This is a genomic window from Cellulosimicrobium sp. 22598 (assembly GCF_052044445.1).
In the GTDB taxonomy this organism is placed as follows: Bacteria; Actinomycetota; Actinomycetes; order Actinomycetales; family Cellulomonadaceae; genus Cellulosimicrobium; species Cellulosimicrobium cellulans_G.
On sequence record NZ_JBQEMZ010000003.1, the window covers coordinates 167513 to 184356 of the forward strand.

Annotated in this window: 9 protein-coding genes; 6 read left to right on the top strand and 3 right to left on the bottom strand. The window is 65.5% G+C overall.

Features of this window, described 5'->3' with window-relative positions:
• Positions 1-143: 143 nt before the first annotated feature.
• From ACTJIY_RS05050 to ACTJIY_RS05070, 5 genes are all read left to right on the top strand, one after another.
• Positions 144-3335: a hypothetical protein gene (locus ACTJIY_RS05050; RefSeq protein WP_440673775.1), complete on the top strand. Its 3192-nt coding sequence runs from the start codon at positions 144-146 to the stop codon at positions 3333-3335.
• Positions 3332-8701 carry a DEAD/DEAH box helicase gene (locus ACTJIY_RS05055; protein ID WP_440673776.1) on the top strand — a complete coding sequence of 1790 codons (5370 nt, stop codon included), beginning with the start codon at positions 3332-3334 and terminating at the stop codon, positions 8699-8701. Before ACTJIY_RS05050 ends, ACTJIY_RS05055 begins: the two co-directional genes overlap by 4 nt.
• 86 nt (positions 8702-8787) lie before the next feature.
• Positions 8788-9057: a hypothetical protein gene (locus ACTJIY_RS05060; RefSeq protein ID WP_440673777.1), complete on the top strand. Its 270-nt coding sequence runs from the start codon at positions 8788-8790 to the stop codon at positions 9055-9057.
• Positions 9023-9826: an HNH endonuclease gene (locus tag ACTJIY_RS05065; RefSeq protein ID WP_440673778.1), complete on the top strand. Its 804-nt coding sequence runs from the start codon at positions 9023-9025 to the stop codon at positions 9824-9826. Before ACTJIY_RS05060 ends, ACTJIY_RS05065 begins: the two co-directional genes overlap by 35 nt.
• A gap of 474 nt (positions 9827-10300) precedes the next feature.
• Entirely contained in the window at positions 10301-11710 is a 1410-nt protein-coding gene (locus ACTJIY_RS05070; protein ID WP_440673779.1) for a DNA cytosine methyltransferase, read from the top strand.
• Here the strand turns inward: ACTJIY_RS05070 and ACTJIY_RS05075 are convergent.
• On the bottom strand, positions 11707-13779 hold the full coding sequence (locus tag ACTJIY_RS05075; protein WP_440673780.1) for an ATP-binding protein: 2073 nt from the start codon (positions 13777-13779) through the stop codon (positions 11707-11709). The genes ACTJIY_RS05070 and ACTJIY_RS05075 overlap by 4 nt on opposite strands.
• A 1293-nt stretch (positions 13780-15072) precedes the next feature.
• Complete coding sequence (locus ACTJIY_RS05080; RefSeq protein WP_440673781.1) at positions 15073-15303, bottom strand: DUF4253 domain-containing protein; 231 nt, start codon at positions 15301-15303, stop codon at positions 15073-15075.
• A gap of 70 nt (positions 15304-15373) precedes the next feature.
• On the opposite strand from ACTJIY_RS05080, the gene ACTJIY_RS05085 reads away from it, so the two are divergent.
• On the top strand, positions 15374-16231 hold the full coding sequence (locus ACTJIY_RS05085; protein WP_440673805.1) for a formylglycine-generating enzyme family protein: 858 nt from the start codon (positions 15374-15376) through the stop codon (positions 16229-16231).
• Positions 16232-16313: 82 nt separating this feature from the next.
• On the opposite strand, the gene ACTJIY_RS05090 is transcribed toward ACTJIY_RS05085, so the two are convergent.
• Positions 16314-16811 (bottom strand): DUF4190 domain-containing protein, encoded by a 498-nt coding sequence (locus tag ACTJIY_RS05090; protein ID WP_440673782.1) that lies wholly within the window; start codon positions 16809-16811, stop codon positions 16314-16316.
• Between the last annotated feature and the right edge of the window lie 33 nt (positions 16812-16844).

Genomic DNA, 16844 nt, shown 5'->3' on the forward strand with positions numbered 1-16844 from the left:
CGCCGAGGGCGGTGGAGCGCTCGGTGCGAGCACGCCGTCAGCACGAACCGAACTGAACTGCGGCGCCATTTCACCCGACGCCACCGTGGGTCGTGTCGGAGCCTCGGGGTACGTTGCAGCAGGAACAAAGGAGTACCTGCTCAGTGGACCTGCACGCTTGGAATAGGGCATTGCTGGACCGCCTCAAGGCTGACGCGAGACCGCAGCGCCGCCTCTACCTCTACGTCGACCGCGAGACGCTAGCGACAGTCGCGGGTCTCGACGCCGGTGCGGCCGTGGAGGACTTCTCGCGGGCGTTCCGGGATGCGTGTGGTCGCCAGCCGTTCGAGCGCGCGTACCTGGATGCTCGCCGGTGGAAGGCGAGCGGCTGGCTCGGCGATCCGCCGATCATCGCGGCGCTCGCTATGACGGTCTTGGCTGTCACCGAGATGCCGCTGGGGCACGTCTCGAGCGTCTATCCCCGCCAGAACGAGTTGCTCGGGCTGCCCATTGATGGCGGGATGCCGCCGGACTACGACCTCCACGTGCCCGGAATCTGGAGGATCTGGAACGAGTGGCTCGATGGCGCTGGCGCGTACCTCGGGCTCCCAAGCGCCGCCCCCTCGCCGCACTACACCAATCAGGGATGGGCGAGGAGCCAAGGGCTCGTTCGACTTCGGGACCGGTACCTCATCGATGACTACCTGAGCACGGTACGCGCCGCGCAGGTCACCGATGTTGACCGCCAGAGGCGACTAAGCGACTTCTGGGCGTGGCTCACGTACCGAGGCGGCGACCGTGTGCGGCATTTCCGTGCGCGGTTCGACAGCCCGGAGGCACGGGAGATCCTTGCGGACGTCCTCGACGACGAAGTCCAGCGCTTCGCTGAAGGTCGAGAACTCTCGCGCACCGCAATCGGTCGCTCCGTTCAGGGGCTTCTCTTCTACGAGCCCGACGAGGACTACCTCGGGCTCGCGATCGAGGTCGACGATCGCGTCACCGACGCCCCTGTCGACCTGGGAGACGGGCCGGAGACCATCGGGCCGGACGAGTCCTATCGCCTCGTTCGCACGCCGTCGAACTCGTCCACGCTTCTCACCGGCGGAACGAAGGTCCCGCTGCGACCTGGGCTCACGCTACGCATGACCCCTGCGCAGGCGTATGCGTTCCGCGACGAGCCGCTGCTCGAGGGGATGATCGAGGTGCGCGGGAACGCGTCCGCGACCCACTACGACGTTCTCGTCGCCGACCAGCACGTCGCGGCGGTCGCAGGCGAGCTCGGCGTTGTCGGCAGTGCTGCTGAACCCGGTCCGGCCGCTGGCTGGTCCTGGTTTCACGATGTCTCCGCGCGCGAGGTCGGCCCGGCGCTTCAGGAGCTTGGGCTGGGTGTGATCACACCCCCGACACCGATCGGCATGGAACTGCGCGGTGGCCTGCGGCTGGCCCAGGCACGGTACATCGTCGGCTACGAGCCCCAGCTCCTTATGCCCGAGCAGCACCCGGCGACGCTCGACCAGAGCATCCAGATCGATGGCACGTCCGACGGGCATGAACTCTCTGCCTATCGCCTCCGTAGCGGAGCGCATCTGGTCGTCGACACAGTGTCTGGCGAGCGCATCAGCTACGAGACCGTCGCGCCGTCGCGGCGTCGCGCCGTCGCATCCGGCTTCGGCTGGGAGATATCCGACGTTCCGGTTGCTACCAACCGCAAGGAGCGGGATGCGTCTTCGGTAATACTTGCGGGAGCGGTGCTCCGCGGTGGGCATGACTCCGCACCGACGATCGTCGCGGAGGTGCGCGAGAACTACACCGCGCTCGTGCTCGACGACGAGGGTGGGTTGTTCGAACTCACGTCGCTCCGCCGCGAGCGCTGGTTGGAGCGTGCTGGCATAGAGACTTGGAACCTGGATGTACGGAGGGCTGTGCGCGGGACGCATCGGCGCGTCGTCGCGCAGCAGTTCGAGTCCACCTATGCGATTGTGCGCCCTGCGTTCTTCTTGAGCGTCTCGTCGAGGGGGCTCATCCACGCCGTGGAGATCCCTCGGTCGTTGCCGTTGCTGGATGGTGAACCGCTCAGGAGCCGCGTGGAGCGCGGAGCGACCCAGCCGTTCGCCAACTCGCGGTTCCAGCAGCGTCAGGATCTCCTTGCGAGTCTCGTCGGACGGGAGTGGACATGGAAGGGTGCCCCGGCGGAGAAGCGTCGCAGCGAGGTGCTGACGCGAGCGCTCGCTGATGGGCTGCCAAGGGGCACCGGGGCCGCCCGCCCCAAGCTCGCGCCCGTGGTCACTGTTGATGCACGGCTCGATGTCGCGCGGAGCCCGCGGGGATACGAACGTACGAACCCGTACGACGTCGCGCTGATGTGGCTCTCGACGCTGAAGGAAACGAAGTCCAGTGCGAAGAGGTTCGCCAGCACGTGGGAGTGGATCTGCCATGACACCGGCTGGCCCGACCTCGCAGCCGAGTGGCGCTTGGCCCTGGAGCGACTTCGCGTCCTCGGTCACATCGAGCGTGACTTCACGAACCAGGCGGTGCACGTAGCGCCCGCCGCCCTCGTCGGGCTCCCCAGTGCAGACGGCATCTGTCTGTTGACCGGTGCCCGCCCGATCGGCGCACTGAAGCGGCTCTTCTCGTCGGCGGACGACGACGAGGCGGTCGCCCGCGCGGCACAGCTCTTCCTTCCGTTCCGCCGAACTCAGACCGACCCGCGAACGCACAGGCCCCTCGGCCCGACGACGCTCTACCTGGCACCACAGCCGGGTGCAATGGAGCAGATCGTGGAGGGTCTGGAGGCGCTGGGCATCGAGGCGTGCGACGTAAAGCCCTCCGACGGCTTGCTCGACGCACTCCCGACACCGGACCAAATCGTGCAGAACGGCACCTTGCTCACGGTCTCGCCGTCCAGTCGGTTCAGTGTGTGGCGACGCGATCACGGCCTGCGGACGTCCTACTCGTGGCGTGACGCGAGCAACGATGCCGCACCGGGGCTGTACCAGTACCGGACCACCTTCGGGACGCGAGTCCACGCGTGGCGCCCGACGCTGATGAGCGACCTGGTCTTGCTGCCCGACGTCACCACGGGCAAGTGGATGGACGAGGCGCGTGAGAACCGACGGACTCACCTCAAGCACAACCAGGGCAAGCGGCTGCTCTTTACTCCGGTTGCGCTCGACCTGCCACATCTCATCAAGCGCTCCCTGGTGCTGCGCACGGGCCTCCAGCCGACGAGGCGCCCGCTAGGCAGTCAAGCAGACCAGTACTACGTGTACGAGAACGTCGGGCCCACGGCAGCGAGCCGAGTCGCCGAACTGCTGGACCAGGACCTTCAGGACTCAACAGATGGAGAGTGCGCATGACCGACAGACCTTTGACGGTCGATGGCGCGTATGCGTCGCTGCGCGAGACGTTCCTGCGGTTCTACAACACCGCCTACAACCTGCGCGATCAAGCGATCAGCGCCGAGCGGGAGGCGCTGCTGCGCCGCGACGGCGTTGCGCTGACCACCCCGTACGTCGAACTGATCCCGTCCTACGAGCCGTCGACCGAGACACTGGCAGAAGTCCTCGAGAAGGCGGAGGTGCCGAAGGCGACCGACCTCATCCGTTCGGGGCTCCTGCCGCACGCTCACCCGTACAAGCATCAGGCGGAAGCCCTCGTCGCCTCCCTCTCTGGGCGCGATGTCGTGGTCGGCACTGGGACTGGGTCGGGCAAGACGGAGTCGTTCCTTCTGCCGGTGATCGCGCGACTGGTCAAGGAGTCGACCTCCTGGTCCGAGCGTTCTCGGACCGACTCGACGTGGTGGGCTGCTAAGGGTCCGTTCCAGCCACAGCGCGAGAACCGAAGCGGTCGCCCGGCAGCCGTCCGGAGCCTTGTGCTCTACCCGATGAACGCCTTGGTGGAGGACCAGCTCGTCCGGCTCCGCCAGGCTCTGGACTCGGATGCCGCCCAAGAGTGGTACGCGCGTGAGACACATGGCGAGCCGTTCTTCTTCGGGCGCTACACCGGCCGGACACCGGTTGCTGGCACAAGAGTCGCGGCGAAGCCAGAACGAGTCGACCGGCTGCGCGAGATCCTCCGCCAAGCCGACGCGCGGCACACCTCCCTCCTCGAGCGGCTGAGCCGAGGAGAGGTGGAAAAGGATGCCCGCTACTTCCTGCCGTCCCTCACCGGTGGAGAGATGCGCTCCAGGTGGGACATGCAGGAGACGCCACCCGACATCCTGATCACCAACTACTCGATGCTCTCGATCGCTCTTGGTCGTGACGACGAGGCATCGATCTTCGAGAAGACCCGTCAGTGGATCGAGGCGTCAGCCGACAATGTGTTCACGCTCGTCGTCGACGAGCTGCACATGTACCGTGGGACCGCCGGTACCGAGGTCGCCCTCCTCCTGCGCCGACTTTTCAGGCGCCTCGGGCTCGACACACGGCCCAAGCAGCTCTCGGTGATCGCGACGTCAGCGTCGATCGGCGATGACGTACCTGGCCGAGCATTCCTCTCTGAGTTCTTCGCGCGTCCGCGCGACAGCTTCGCCTTCATCAAGGAGCCTGAGCGCACCCACTCGAAGACTGACCTCGACGAGTTCGCCGCGACCCTGCTGGCTGACACGTGGGCGACTGCTGCAGGGCCCACCGGAGAGACAGTCCGCCAGGCGATCGAGTCGGCCATGACCGTGGACGGTGAGTTCCGCCCGCGAGCGGTAGATGTCCTCGCTCAGAAGCTCTTCCCGTCGGTCGGTGCAGAGAGCGCCGCGCTCGCGTTCGACCGGATCATCCAGCGACTCGGCGCAGAGAAGAACCCGGCGGCGCGACTTCGCGCCCATCTCATGTTCCGTACCATTCAGGGCCTCTGGGCATGCTCCGACCCCGACTGCACCGCCGTCGCCGCGGAGTACCGGTCGGCCGAGCGCCGGATCGGAAAGATCTACGCAGCACCTCGGTTCACGTGCGAGTGCGGCTCTCGGGTCCTCGAGCTGCTGTACTGCGAGTCCTGTGGTGAGTCGATGCTGGGCGGCTTCGCCGTGAAGGAGGGGAAGAAGGAGTATCTTCTTGCATCCGCAACCGACCTGGAATCGCTCCCGGACCGACCCAAGAACGAGCGCAACGCCGCGAACTACCGCGTCTACTGGCCGACGGACAGGAAGTCGGTCGCCGGCGACTGGAGCCGACTCGGCAAGCAGCTCGACTCCGATCCCGCGCGACCGAGGTTCAAGATGGACTTCACGCAGGTTAACCTCAGCCCGGGCACTGGGAAAATCAGCGCGCTCGGGACGAAGACCGGCCTGCGGTTCCGGGTCATCACTGACGGGGTAGCCGACGCGGCCGACCGCATGCCCGGTTTCCCTACGCGGTGCCCGTCGTGCGGTGACGACCGAGAGTTGGACTGGCTCAAGCACCTGGGACCGGAAAGCCGTGAACGGTCGCGCTCACCGATCCGGACGCAAGGTGTTGGTTTCGATCGCGCGAACCAGGTTCTCACGGGCGCGATCAGGCGCCTGCTCGACTCGAGTCTCGTTGTCTTCTCCGACAGCAGGCAGGGAGCAGCCCGCGTCGCGGCCAACCTCGAGCTCGCGCACTATCTCGACCTCGTCAGGGCGCTCGTTCTCGACGAGCTGACTGGCGGAAGCCAGCGGCTCGAGCTCATCGAGGCCGCGATCGCGAAGGAGGACGACTCGCCCGAAGCGGCATCAGCGCTCGCCGACCTTCAGGGAAGGGATCCTCAAGGCGTCACGGCGCTGATGAAGCGCACATACGGAATCCCCCTCGATGCTGGCGATGTCGCGTCCATCGAGCGCGTCGAGCAGCACCTCCGAGGGGCTCCGACACTGGTTGACCTCGCCGGTGCTATCGAGCCTCGCCTGCTCGGGCTCGGTGTCAACCCTGCTGGGCCGGACGCACTCCTCCAGAGCACCGGCAGCCCCGGTGCCGACGGTGGGCGGCCTTGGACGGACTGCTTCAAGTGGAACGTGACTCCGCCGCGTGCGGACGAAGCCGCGCTCGACGCCCCCGCAAAGATGCTCCTCGGAGGCATCCGTGAGGAGTTGAGCCGGCAGATCGTCCGAACAGCGTTCGCAGGCGGCGACCGTGACGTTGAGTCGCTCGGCCTGGCCTACGCGGTTCCCGCCGAGCCGATCACCCTTGCGGCCCTTCCCGAGGGCGTAGCGGACGAGTTCGTATCGTCGTTCCTGCGGCTCATGCTGCGACGCCGGCGCATCACGTCTGTCATCACCGATGCCAAGACGAACTGGCCCGGAGACGTTCGCGAGTACGCCACGAAGATTGCCCAGAGGCATGGCGACGGCGACGGCGACGCCCTGCTCGACCTCGTCGGCGCACGCCTCAAGGTGGGCGTGCCCTCGGGCTTCCTGCTCAAGCCCGAACAGGTCCGCCTGCGTCACGTAGCCGACGCCGAGGTCTGGCGTTGCAAGGCCTGCCGGACTCGGCATCTCCACGCGAGTGCCGGTTGCTGTGTCTCCTGCGGCGGCGAACTCGCGAGCGAGCCACTGGTCGCAGGCGTCGTGGACGACTACTACCGCTGGCTCGCGACCGAGGCCGGCGGACTATCGCGTCTCCACTGCGAGGAGCTGTCCGGACAAACGGACCTGCTCGACGCTCAGGCCCGCCAGGCGCGTTTCCAGAAGGTCTTCTTGGACGAGTCGGAGGTGCCCCTGGCCGATCAGGTCGACGTGCTCTCTGTGACGACCACGATGGAGGCGGGTGTCGACATCGGCGCGCTGAAGGGGGTCGTCATGGCGAACATGCCGCCCCAGCGATTCAATTACCAGCAGCGCGTGGGCCGGGCGGGACGCCGCTCTGAACACCTCGCGCTCGCCTTGACCGTCTGCCGAGGCGCCCGGAGCCACGACGAGTACTACTTCGCTCACCCCGAGGCAATCACGGGCGACCAGCCGCCTCAGCCCTTCCTCGACACGTCGAGCGCTCCGATCGCTCGCCGAGCACTCGTCGCGGACATCCTCACCCACGCCTTCGACGCCGTCAGCACTGTCGAAGACTTCGAACCCGGCCGGTCCGTTCACGGACAGTTCGGCTCGCGCGACGGCTGGCTCGAGAACCACGCACTTCGGAACGAAATCGATGGATGGATCGGCGCACACCGTCAGGAGATAGCCGACGCCGCAGCCAGCCTGTTGCGCTACACACATCTGTCGGCAGTTGAGCGGGAGCGGCTCGTTGCGTACGTGACCAGTGACCTCGTCGGCGATATCACGCGTGTCGCCGAGTCGAACCGGAACAGTGAGCTTTCGCAGGCACTCGCAGAGGCTGGACTTCTGCCGATGTTCGGATTCCCCACCCAGGTCAAGACGCTCCACACGCGCCGCCCAGCGCCGAGGAAGGACGCATCCACGCTGGATCGCGACAGTTCCATCGCGGTCTCGGAGTTCGCGCCCGGTTCCGAGCTCGTGAAGGACAAGGCCATCCACACAGCTGTCGGCGTCGTCGACTTCTACCAGCGGGTCGACGGTTCGTGGGCTCAAGGCGCCGAGCCCCTCGGGGAGCGGCGAAGTGCTGGTCTCTGCAAGGCATGTGTGTCCGTCAGCGACGGTACGACCGAGGCATGCCCTGTCTGCGGTGCGCAAAATCCCGAATACGCAGTCATCGAGCTCGCTCATCCGATCGGGTACAGGACGAGCTTCCGACACAGGAAGTACGAGCAGCTCTCGGAGCCGACAGCGCGAGCTGGGCAGCCCCGCCTCTCGGTCAACGACGCCGAGCTGCTCCCGGCGGTCAAGAATGCCGCACTTCGCTCGGCGAACGCAGAGGTGGTCGTCGTCAACGACAACGACGGCCGCATGTACCGGTTCGCGCCCGCCTCCAACAAGCTGCCCGATGGGCGAGTCGTGCCAGAGGCGGGACTCATCGATACGACCTTCCTCACAGACCGAGACCGCGCAAGAGCCGCGTCCTTCTGGGGTCAGGGAGACCCGACCGCTGCTCCGGAACCGGTCGCGCTCGCGGCCCGGCGCCGAACAGACGTCCTGACCGTGGGACTCTCCGAGCTGCCAGCCGGGCTCCGGATCGACCCGCGCGAGCCCGTCGGCAGGGCGGCATGGGCCTCGCTCGGTTACCTGCTCCAGTCGGCCGCGGTGCGATGGCTCGATGTCGGCTCGGACGAGATCGAGGTCGGCATCAACTCGCTCAGTGACGGCACTACCGTTTCCGCCGAGCTGTTCATGGCGGACAGCCTTGCGAACGGCGCCGGATACGCGCGCCGACTTGGCGACCAGTTCGAGACTCTCCTGCTCAAGGCACGTGAGCTGGCTAATGACCTGGAGACGCACAACTCCGGAGTCCCCTGCGACTCCTCCTGCTACCGCTGCCTCCGCGACTACTCAAACAGCCGCTGGCACCCGCTCCTCGACTGGCGCCTCGCCATCGACATGCTCGACCTCTTGGAGGGCCACGCGCTTGAGCCGGCAAGGCACCGAGCGCGCGACCTTCGCGCAGCGCGAGCCGTTGCTCGTGACTTCGGGTTCACGGTCGAGGAACTCGATGACGTCCTCGTCGTGGTCTCCGGCAACGGAGCGAAGCGTCTTGCGCTTCTTCACCCACTGGAGCAATGGGACGCACCACGCATCAGCGCGATCCGAGGAAGAGCAACTCTCACGGTCGTCAACGACGCTCCGCTCACGGACTCTACGTTCAACCTGATCCGCCGCCCAGGCCGTGTAGCGGCTCCCCTTCTGGGTTCCGGGAGGTCGTGAGGTGACCGCTTTCGGTCGGACTACCAGTGGTGTCGCGTCGAGCCAGCGGCCGCGCACCGGTGGACAGCGTCGGTGAGGATGGACTCATGGGTGTCGCCGACTACCTAGAGGTCACGGTCGACCAGGCGGCCGCGCAGTGGCGTCAGATCTTGACTCGAGTGCCGTCGGTCAATGGGCAGCGCCAGGCCACGTTCCTGCCTTTCGAGACGCTCATGTGCGCTGCGGCCATGCACATCGTCGAGTACTCCCGCCTCGGGAGTTCGACGATGCACAAAAGCCGGCGCGCCTGCACCAGAACTGGCGCAACTCTTTCGGCGCCCAGTGAGCAGCATCGTCGCGAAGATGAACAACCTTGATGGACGGCGACCGCGGGGTGCGAAGTACGACCTCGAGGTCGGCCTCGCCCTGGCCGTCGATCAAGCGCTCATGAGCGAGATCTACCGGCTGGTGCTCGCGGGTGCCCGCGTCCAGGGCATCGGCCCGCTTGAACTTCCAGACTTCCTGAACATCGAGGGCGGCGGCGACCTGCACCTCCTGGGCCAGGACGAACTGGACTGCGCTTCGGTCGAGGCGGTCATGGAGAAGGAGATCCCCGCGTGGCTTGCGCGGACTCCTGATCAACCCGTGGGAGTGACGGAGAAGCTCCTCCTGCAGTACCTCCGTATGGCGCAGAGCCGCTTCGCGAACGGAGTGCTTCACAACTGTCATCACGCCTGTCTCTTCTGCGGCTTCACGCTCGGTGACGGTGCGCGGCCGACCCTTCTTCGCGCTGGACATATCAAACCGTGGAAGGACTCAGTCGGGTCCGAGCGCCTCGATGTCGCCAACGGCATCGCCGCGTGCCCGCCACACGACGCAGCCTTCGACGCAGGGCTCATGACCGTCGATGCGACGCCGTCGACCCTGACTGTGCGGTTGGGCCAGCGCCTGCAGAACGCCGTCGATTCGAACGCCGCTGCGGTGGCCTACTTTCGGGCCGGCACGCCTTCGCCGGAGCGTGCCGCTCACCGCGATGTCTGTACCGGTGGCGATGAACTACCTGGACTGGCATCGCAAATTCGTCTTCGACAGCGGGGTGCCTTCGTCGCCCCTGATCGCGAGCAGGTAGGTTGTCCGGTCCGTTGACGATCTGGTCGGGTCGGTGTCTGAGTCCTTCGACGGTGAGTAGCGTCCGTAGGCATCGGGCCCGGCCGCGGCATGACCCCGCAGTCCGGGCGCTCACTAGCCGCCACGGCGCGGACACGATCACCGTGGACTCGCTGCGCTCGACCTCCTCGGCGCGGGCCGCAGGCGAACCATGCAACTCATCACAACGGGAACACGGGACAGTGGTCACGGCGCGCGAGCACGTCCCGTAGCACTAGACAACGGCAATATGCAGCCAGAGTTGGTGTGTCTTGCCTCTGTGCGGCTCCATCAGACCAGGGGAGAGCCCGCACCCCAACTCGCCCTCCTGAGGCCTGCGCCGTCCGACGCCTCGCAGACCGCCGTCAGAGGCGACGTGGCCACCGATGACGTCCCGCCCGCGATTCCCAAGACGGGACGCGCCATGTCCACTGGTGGCGTCGGGTGTCGCAGCCTGTGACTACGCTCTTCCTCATGACCGCGAGACTGAGTGCTGCCGCACCCGACATGCACGCAGACGGTGACCAGCCGCTCAGAGCACTGAGTCTGTTCTCAAACTGCGGCGCTGGCGACGTCGGCTACCGGCAGGCGGGATTTGATTTCCGCGTCATGGCGGAACTCAACCCCAGTCGAATGAGAGTCGCGCTCGCCAACCACCCAGGTTCTGTTGGGGTCGAGGGCGACCTTCGAGAAACCTGGATGGACGTCGTTCAGCAATGGCGAACGAGCGATGGCGATAGACGACCCGACCTGCTCGCTGCCTGCCCCCCTTGCCAGGGGATGAGTAGCGCTCGCGGCGGGCTTGGTCGGCACGACGACCTTGAAGCTGGCATGAAGGATCCACGAAATCTCCTTGTAACCGTTATTGAGTCCGTGGCCAGGGAACTGAAGCCGCGTGCGATCGTGGTCGAGAACGTCCCAGCATTCCTGACGCGTGTAGTGCCACACCCAGAAACTGGCGGCCCGATAAGTGCCGCACTGCTGCTCATCGAGGCCCTCTCCGACGACTATGATGTATTTGCCATGGTGGCCGACCTTGCAGACTGGGGCGTTCCTCAGACAAGGAAAAGGGCATTCATAACCTTGATTCGGCGAGACGAATCTGGAATGCAGAGTCGGGCTGAGTGGGCACCGTTTCCCGAACCAACGCACGCACCCGATCGTGGAAAGAAGCAAGTCACGATTACGGAGGCGCTCGACCTTCTTGGCGCCAAGTCGCTGGATGCGGCAAACAAGACTAGCGCCACAGACCCCGACAATGAAATGCATTTTGTGCCGGTGTGGGACGATCGGCGTTACCGGATGGTAGCTTCAATTCCGAAGGCCTCGGGAGCAAGCGCCTGGGTGAATGCACAGTGCTCATCATGTTCAAGCCTGACACTTGATCCAGAGGCCGCGATTTGCGGCGAGTGTGGGGCGCCGTTGCTGCGCCCTGTAGTACAGAACGAGGACGGAACCTGGCGCCTGATCAAGGGGTTCCGCACAAGTAGTTATACGCGAATGAAAGCCGACGCCCCGGCATCCACTATAACAACGGCGAGCGGCCGCGTCGGAAGTGACAAGACGATACACCCCTCAGAAAACAGGCTGCTGAGCCCCTACGAGTGCGCTCACATTCAAACGCTGCCATCAGACTTCGAATGGGGTGATGCGCTCCGTCAACTCGGACACACCAGCGTCCGTGAGATGATTGGGGAGGCGGTGCCTCCGCGATTCACGCGAATGCATGGAACTGCAATTCGAACGATTCTTGAGGGTCGCGGCGATGCGCATTTAATACCAGCAGATGATCCGCGCATCTCGAAGGCTGAAGCCCTCCTCTCTCAAGCCCGCTCCCGTGCGATCTCAATCGGAGACTTGGCCCATTCGGTGGCATCGCCCTAGGAGTGATCGGTGCCGGCATCGGCGCTTGTGGCTCCTCGTGCCTGATCGTGGACGTCCAGGAATTCAGCATGCGCATTTCGCGCCGTCGCGATGAAGTCATACCAGGACTTCTGGACGACTTGACGCTCCTTTGTTGCCGCCTTGTACGCGATCTTCTTCGTCGGGTCCTTGATGCCTACGCTGTCAGCGATTAGGTCGATCATCCATCCATCTGGGAAGAATGCCCCAATCTCCTGGTGCTTCTCGAAGAATTCGTCGAAGGCAATGATGTAGTTCTGCAGGCGTTCGTAATCAGCGTCTGAGAACTTGTGCTTCGGCTTCTTGATTTCGACAATGTGCAGTTGTCGACCGAGATGTACGGCGGTGAAATCTGGGCGCTTCGTCTCGTAGGCGATCGCGATCTCGACGTCGAAGTCGTACTCGTCCTTCACGAATCTCGTGAAGCGGTCCCGAAACGTTTTCAGCGACTGGTTTTCACTAATAACGGACCAGTCCGGCCGAATTAGCCATGGCGCACGGGCGATGAGGTTCTGCAGATCGCCTTCAACTACGCCCGGACTGTCGATTACGGAACTGAGTTCCTCGATGGCTTCGACGCGCTGATGTGCAATCTGAGCGTAGCTTGCGAGTTCCGCAGTGCGCGTGTGGGTGAACAGTGGCACCAGTTCGTCAATCGACTTGTCATCGAGTTTCGATATTGCTTGGAACGATCGGATCAGGGCCTGATGCGGTCCGACCATGAGGACGAGATCAACGAGTTCGTCGACATATTCCTGATCCTCCAGTTCGTCTTCGTGCGCCATTCCTCCGATCTTCTTGCCGAAGTCGAGAACGGCGTCGACGACGGCCTTGTTGTCGCCATAGCGCTCGGTTGCGCGCGATTCCAGGCGCGAGTTGCTAAGGAACGTCGCAACCTTTGATTTACGGCGCGGGCCAGCGGAGTTCTTGGCAATCTCCTTGACGAGTGACGCCCCCCAAGTTCTAAGTGCTTCCCCAGGATCCGAGTCCCAGAGAATTCCTTGTCTGTCGGTCCGGACGAGGTCCTCGTCGTCATCGTTATCGAGCCACTCGGCATGTACCTCGCCGACGAGATAGGACCGCATGGTGAACTCGCCCGTGAACCCGGCGGGCTGCTCGAAGTCGCGAGTGGTCGCTACAATCTTTCCTCGCGCATAGATCCTGACTCCCGCTTCCTCTTCATCTCTAATCGCGGTCTTGCCGAATGCAAGCCATCCCTCGACGGGCAAGAACTTGTCGCCGAACGGTACGGGTCGGTCATCTAGATCGATTCTTGTGGATTCGTTCACGTCGACCTGGAACTTGGGGATGTCGAACTCGCGTTCGCCCTGACTGAGTTTGGGGTCGTCCCGATTGTTTTCAACATGAATCGTGAAGTCGTCTTTTGCCAGCGCGAATCGCCGCGCGACCTGTCGAGTGAACGTGGCTTTATCGGGGACCCGTTTCGGTAGAAAGTCCGAGAGAACAACCGTCGTCCCGCGATGGGTTGACCAAGTGCGGTCATCTGCCCCAGCGGCAATCGGAACCTCGCCCTCTTCGTCGGTGACAATAGCGCGGAAATCAAGCATGAAGTGGCTGACGAGGAATCCATCCTCGGTCATGGGTCCGCCGGCGGATCTTACCTCGATTTTTCGACAGATTCCGAAAGGTGCGAGTTTCCCGATGCCTTTGCGGCCCATGACTGGGCGCTCCTTCTCGCGCGACCTCGCTCCATCGGATTTGCGTGTCCGGCGATCTGCGCCAACGAAGAGGAAGTACTTCTGGGCCTCATCCGGGGTCATGCCATGCCCGTCGTCGGACACCGAGACCGAGTAGCCTGAGTCTGCAACTAGTCCGTCGCCGGCCTTTGAGGCGAGAGCGGTTCCAAGCGGGATGGTGACGGTTACGTTCTCGGCGTCGGCGTCATAGGCGTTGGCGATCAATTCGGCTACAACCGCGCTGGCCTTGTCGTAGAGTTTGACACCGAGCTTGTCAACGGTGAGTCGCGAGAGCCTCATCGTGTAGGGCTGCGGCGTGGTCGGTGGCTGAGCACTCTCGGCGTCTGTCGTCACCTGTCAGACATTAGGGCATCAGCGGTGCAACTGGCGAGGTCTCTCTGCCCACTGTTCCGGTGTCGTTGTTGGCCCACTCGACCAGAGCGCGGGTCTGCCTGCGCGCGCCGGGCCCGCTCCGCAACGAGGCCGCCCAATACCCGGCGAACTGTTGCATGTCGACATTGAGAAGTTCGGGCGCTCCCCCGCGGGGCAGAATACCGCAATTTCGGCCGAGCGGAAGGCAACTGTGACCGCCACCGAGGAATGAGCTAGACCGGACACTGCAGGGCAACCAGTTGGCCGCATGCACGCGCTCACTCGCGCCCTGGGGTCGTCACTGGGCGGGGCCGTGTCGAAAGGCTGGTCCTGTGCCCGCCGTGGGATGCTGTGACGTGTTCCTAGGTCTGGAAAACGTTACCGTCACTGACGAGGCGCGTAGCAGCGTGTTGCTCTGTGTTCGAGTGGCGTCCTCTGCGGCCCACGTAGCAGGTGGTCGATGGATCGGCGGACCTCTGGGGAGCCTACCTCTGTGACCCATGTCGTTCCACGCGATGTTGAAGACCAATATGTTCCCAGGGTTCGCACCGAGTTCGCGTTGGCGAAGTCCTTCAGGTCCTGCGGGTCGGCAGCCGCGAGATGGCCCGCGCTGAAGATCTGCTGGTACTTGGCCCAGTACGGCGTCAGGGGGGATCGGGTCAGGGCTGACCTCGGCCGAGAAGGCGCAGCCCTAGTTGTAACCAACTTCCTGTCCGGGTACATCTAGTGCTTCCGCGTCGGCAAACCGAGGGCGCGACATCGTCGGTCGATGGGACGTATTCTTGAGCTCGCTGAGGCTCGGCGGCCGTGAGTTGCTGGGCTTCGTTGGAGCGCCGCTCACCCCAGGCGTGCCCCTCGATGCAGCAGAGGCATTTCAGATCGGTGACCTTGGGTACCTTCCGGTCCGCGCGCACCGTCGGTGAAGCCTAGCCGAAAGATTCCGGCCAATCGGATGACGTCGTCGGTCCGTTCCACGCGAGTTCCACGCGAAGCGTTCGGATCCACGCGAACTACGCGCATGGGCGCAAGATGGTTGCCGGTGTTTGACCCCGGTCGGCGGTCGGTGCGAACCTGGTTCTCGCAATCCGGTGATCGTTGCGGTTCCGCCGTTTCTGGTGGTCGAAGCGGCATTGGCGCGCGACGGTAGCAACGGACTTCGGGAGTCCCCGGGCTTGTGACCCGCCAGGAGAAGGTCGGGGGTTCGAATCCCCCTAGCTCCACCCTCGGAAGGGCCGCTGACACCGTCAGCGGCCCTTTCTGCTGCTCAGGACCGTCTCAGCCCCACCAGAACGACCAGGCGTGGGTGCCGACGAGCGCGTGTGCGTACTCGTCGAACGTGTCGTGGGCGCCCTGCCAGACGTTGTCGGGGAGACGGCGTGCCGTGGACCTCGGGCGGTGCCCGTCGCCCGCGTCGGCGAGCACGAGCCGCCCGGGCGGGAGGTCGTCGGGCAGCGAGGCGAAGCCGGGAGGTGTCGCCGCGCGCGACGTACGGCGTCCCACCGGCACGGGGGCGCGACCCTATGCTGGCCGCGTGACCCTCACCGAGCTCGTCCCCGTCCCTGGTGGGACGTTCCGCATGGGTTCCGACCGGCACTACCCCGAGGAGGGGCCGGCGCACGACCGCGCGGTCGAGCCGTTCCTGCTGGAGCGGCACGCGGTGACGAACGCGCAGTACGCGGCGTTCGTCGCGGACACGGGGTACGTCACGGTCGCGGAGCGCCCGCTCGACCCGGCCGACTTCCCGGGAGCGGACCCGGCGGACCTCGTGCCCGGGGGTCTCGTGTTCACCCCGACGGCGGGCCCGGTGGACCTGCGCGACTGGCGGCAGTGGTGGCGGTGGCAGCCCGGGGCGTCGTGGCGCTCGCCGCAGGGGCCGGGGTCCGACGTCGCCGACCGTCCGGACCACCCGGTCGTGCTCGTCGCGTTCGAGGACGCGTCGGCCTACGCGGCGTGGGCGGGGCGCCGTCTGCCGACGGAGGCCGAGTGGGAGCGGGCCGCTCGCGGCGGGATGGAGGGGGCCGAGTACGCGTGGGGCGACGAGCTCGCGCCGGGAGGGCGGCCGATGGCGAACACGTGGCTCGGCCGTTTCCCCTATCTCAACGAGGGCTGGGGCGGGACGTCACCGGTCGGGTCGTACGAGCCGAACGCGTACGGGCTGCTCGACCTGATCGGCAACACGTGGGAGTGGACGGTCGACACGTTCGCGCCGCGCCACGTCGTCCCCGGCATGCGCGGGCCGGACGCCGGGGCACGGCCGAACCTCCTGGCGCCGACGACGTCGCCGCAGGTCATGCGCGTCACCAAGGGCGGATCCCACCTGTGCGCGCCCGAGTACTGCCGCCGGTACCGGCCGGCTGCCCGGTCGCCGCAGTCGGACGACAGCGCGACGACGCACCTCGGGTTCCGCTGCGCCGTCGACGTCGACGCCGCCTGACGGACGACGAAGGCCCCCGCCGGACGGCGGGGGCCTTCGTCGTGCAGGGAGAGCAGACAGGGCCCTCCGAACAGCGTGAACGTCAGCCGCAGGTGTACGTGACGCCGTCCTCGAAGTGCGTGCCCGGACCGAGCTCGGCGCACTTCTCGAGGACCGCGGAGGTGGTGACGCCGATGATGATGCCGACGACGATCGAGATCACCAGCATGACGGCGCCGACGATGATGCCCGCGAGGGCGACGCCGTTCTTGTAGCCGGCCTTCTTCGACTTGTTGAAGGCGACGATGCTGAGGATCAGGCCCACGATCGACAGGCAGCCGAGGAACGACAGCACGAGGCCGACGATGCCCATCGTCTTGCCGGGGTCCTGGGCCGGGGCGGAGTACCCGGGGGTGCCGCCCTGCGGAGCGTTGTACTGCGGTGCCTGCGGCGCGCCGTACTGGGGTGCCTGCGGGGCGCCGTACTGCGGGGCCTGCGGCGGCTGCTGGGGCTGGCCGGGCTGCGGCGCGCCGTACGCGGGCGGTCCGGACGGCGTCCCGCCGGGCTGCGGGTTCTGGTCGGGCTGGTCGGGGGTCGACATGCGATCTCCTCGGCGATGGGTTCGGGCCCGGCC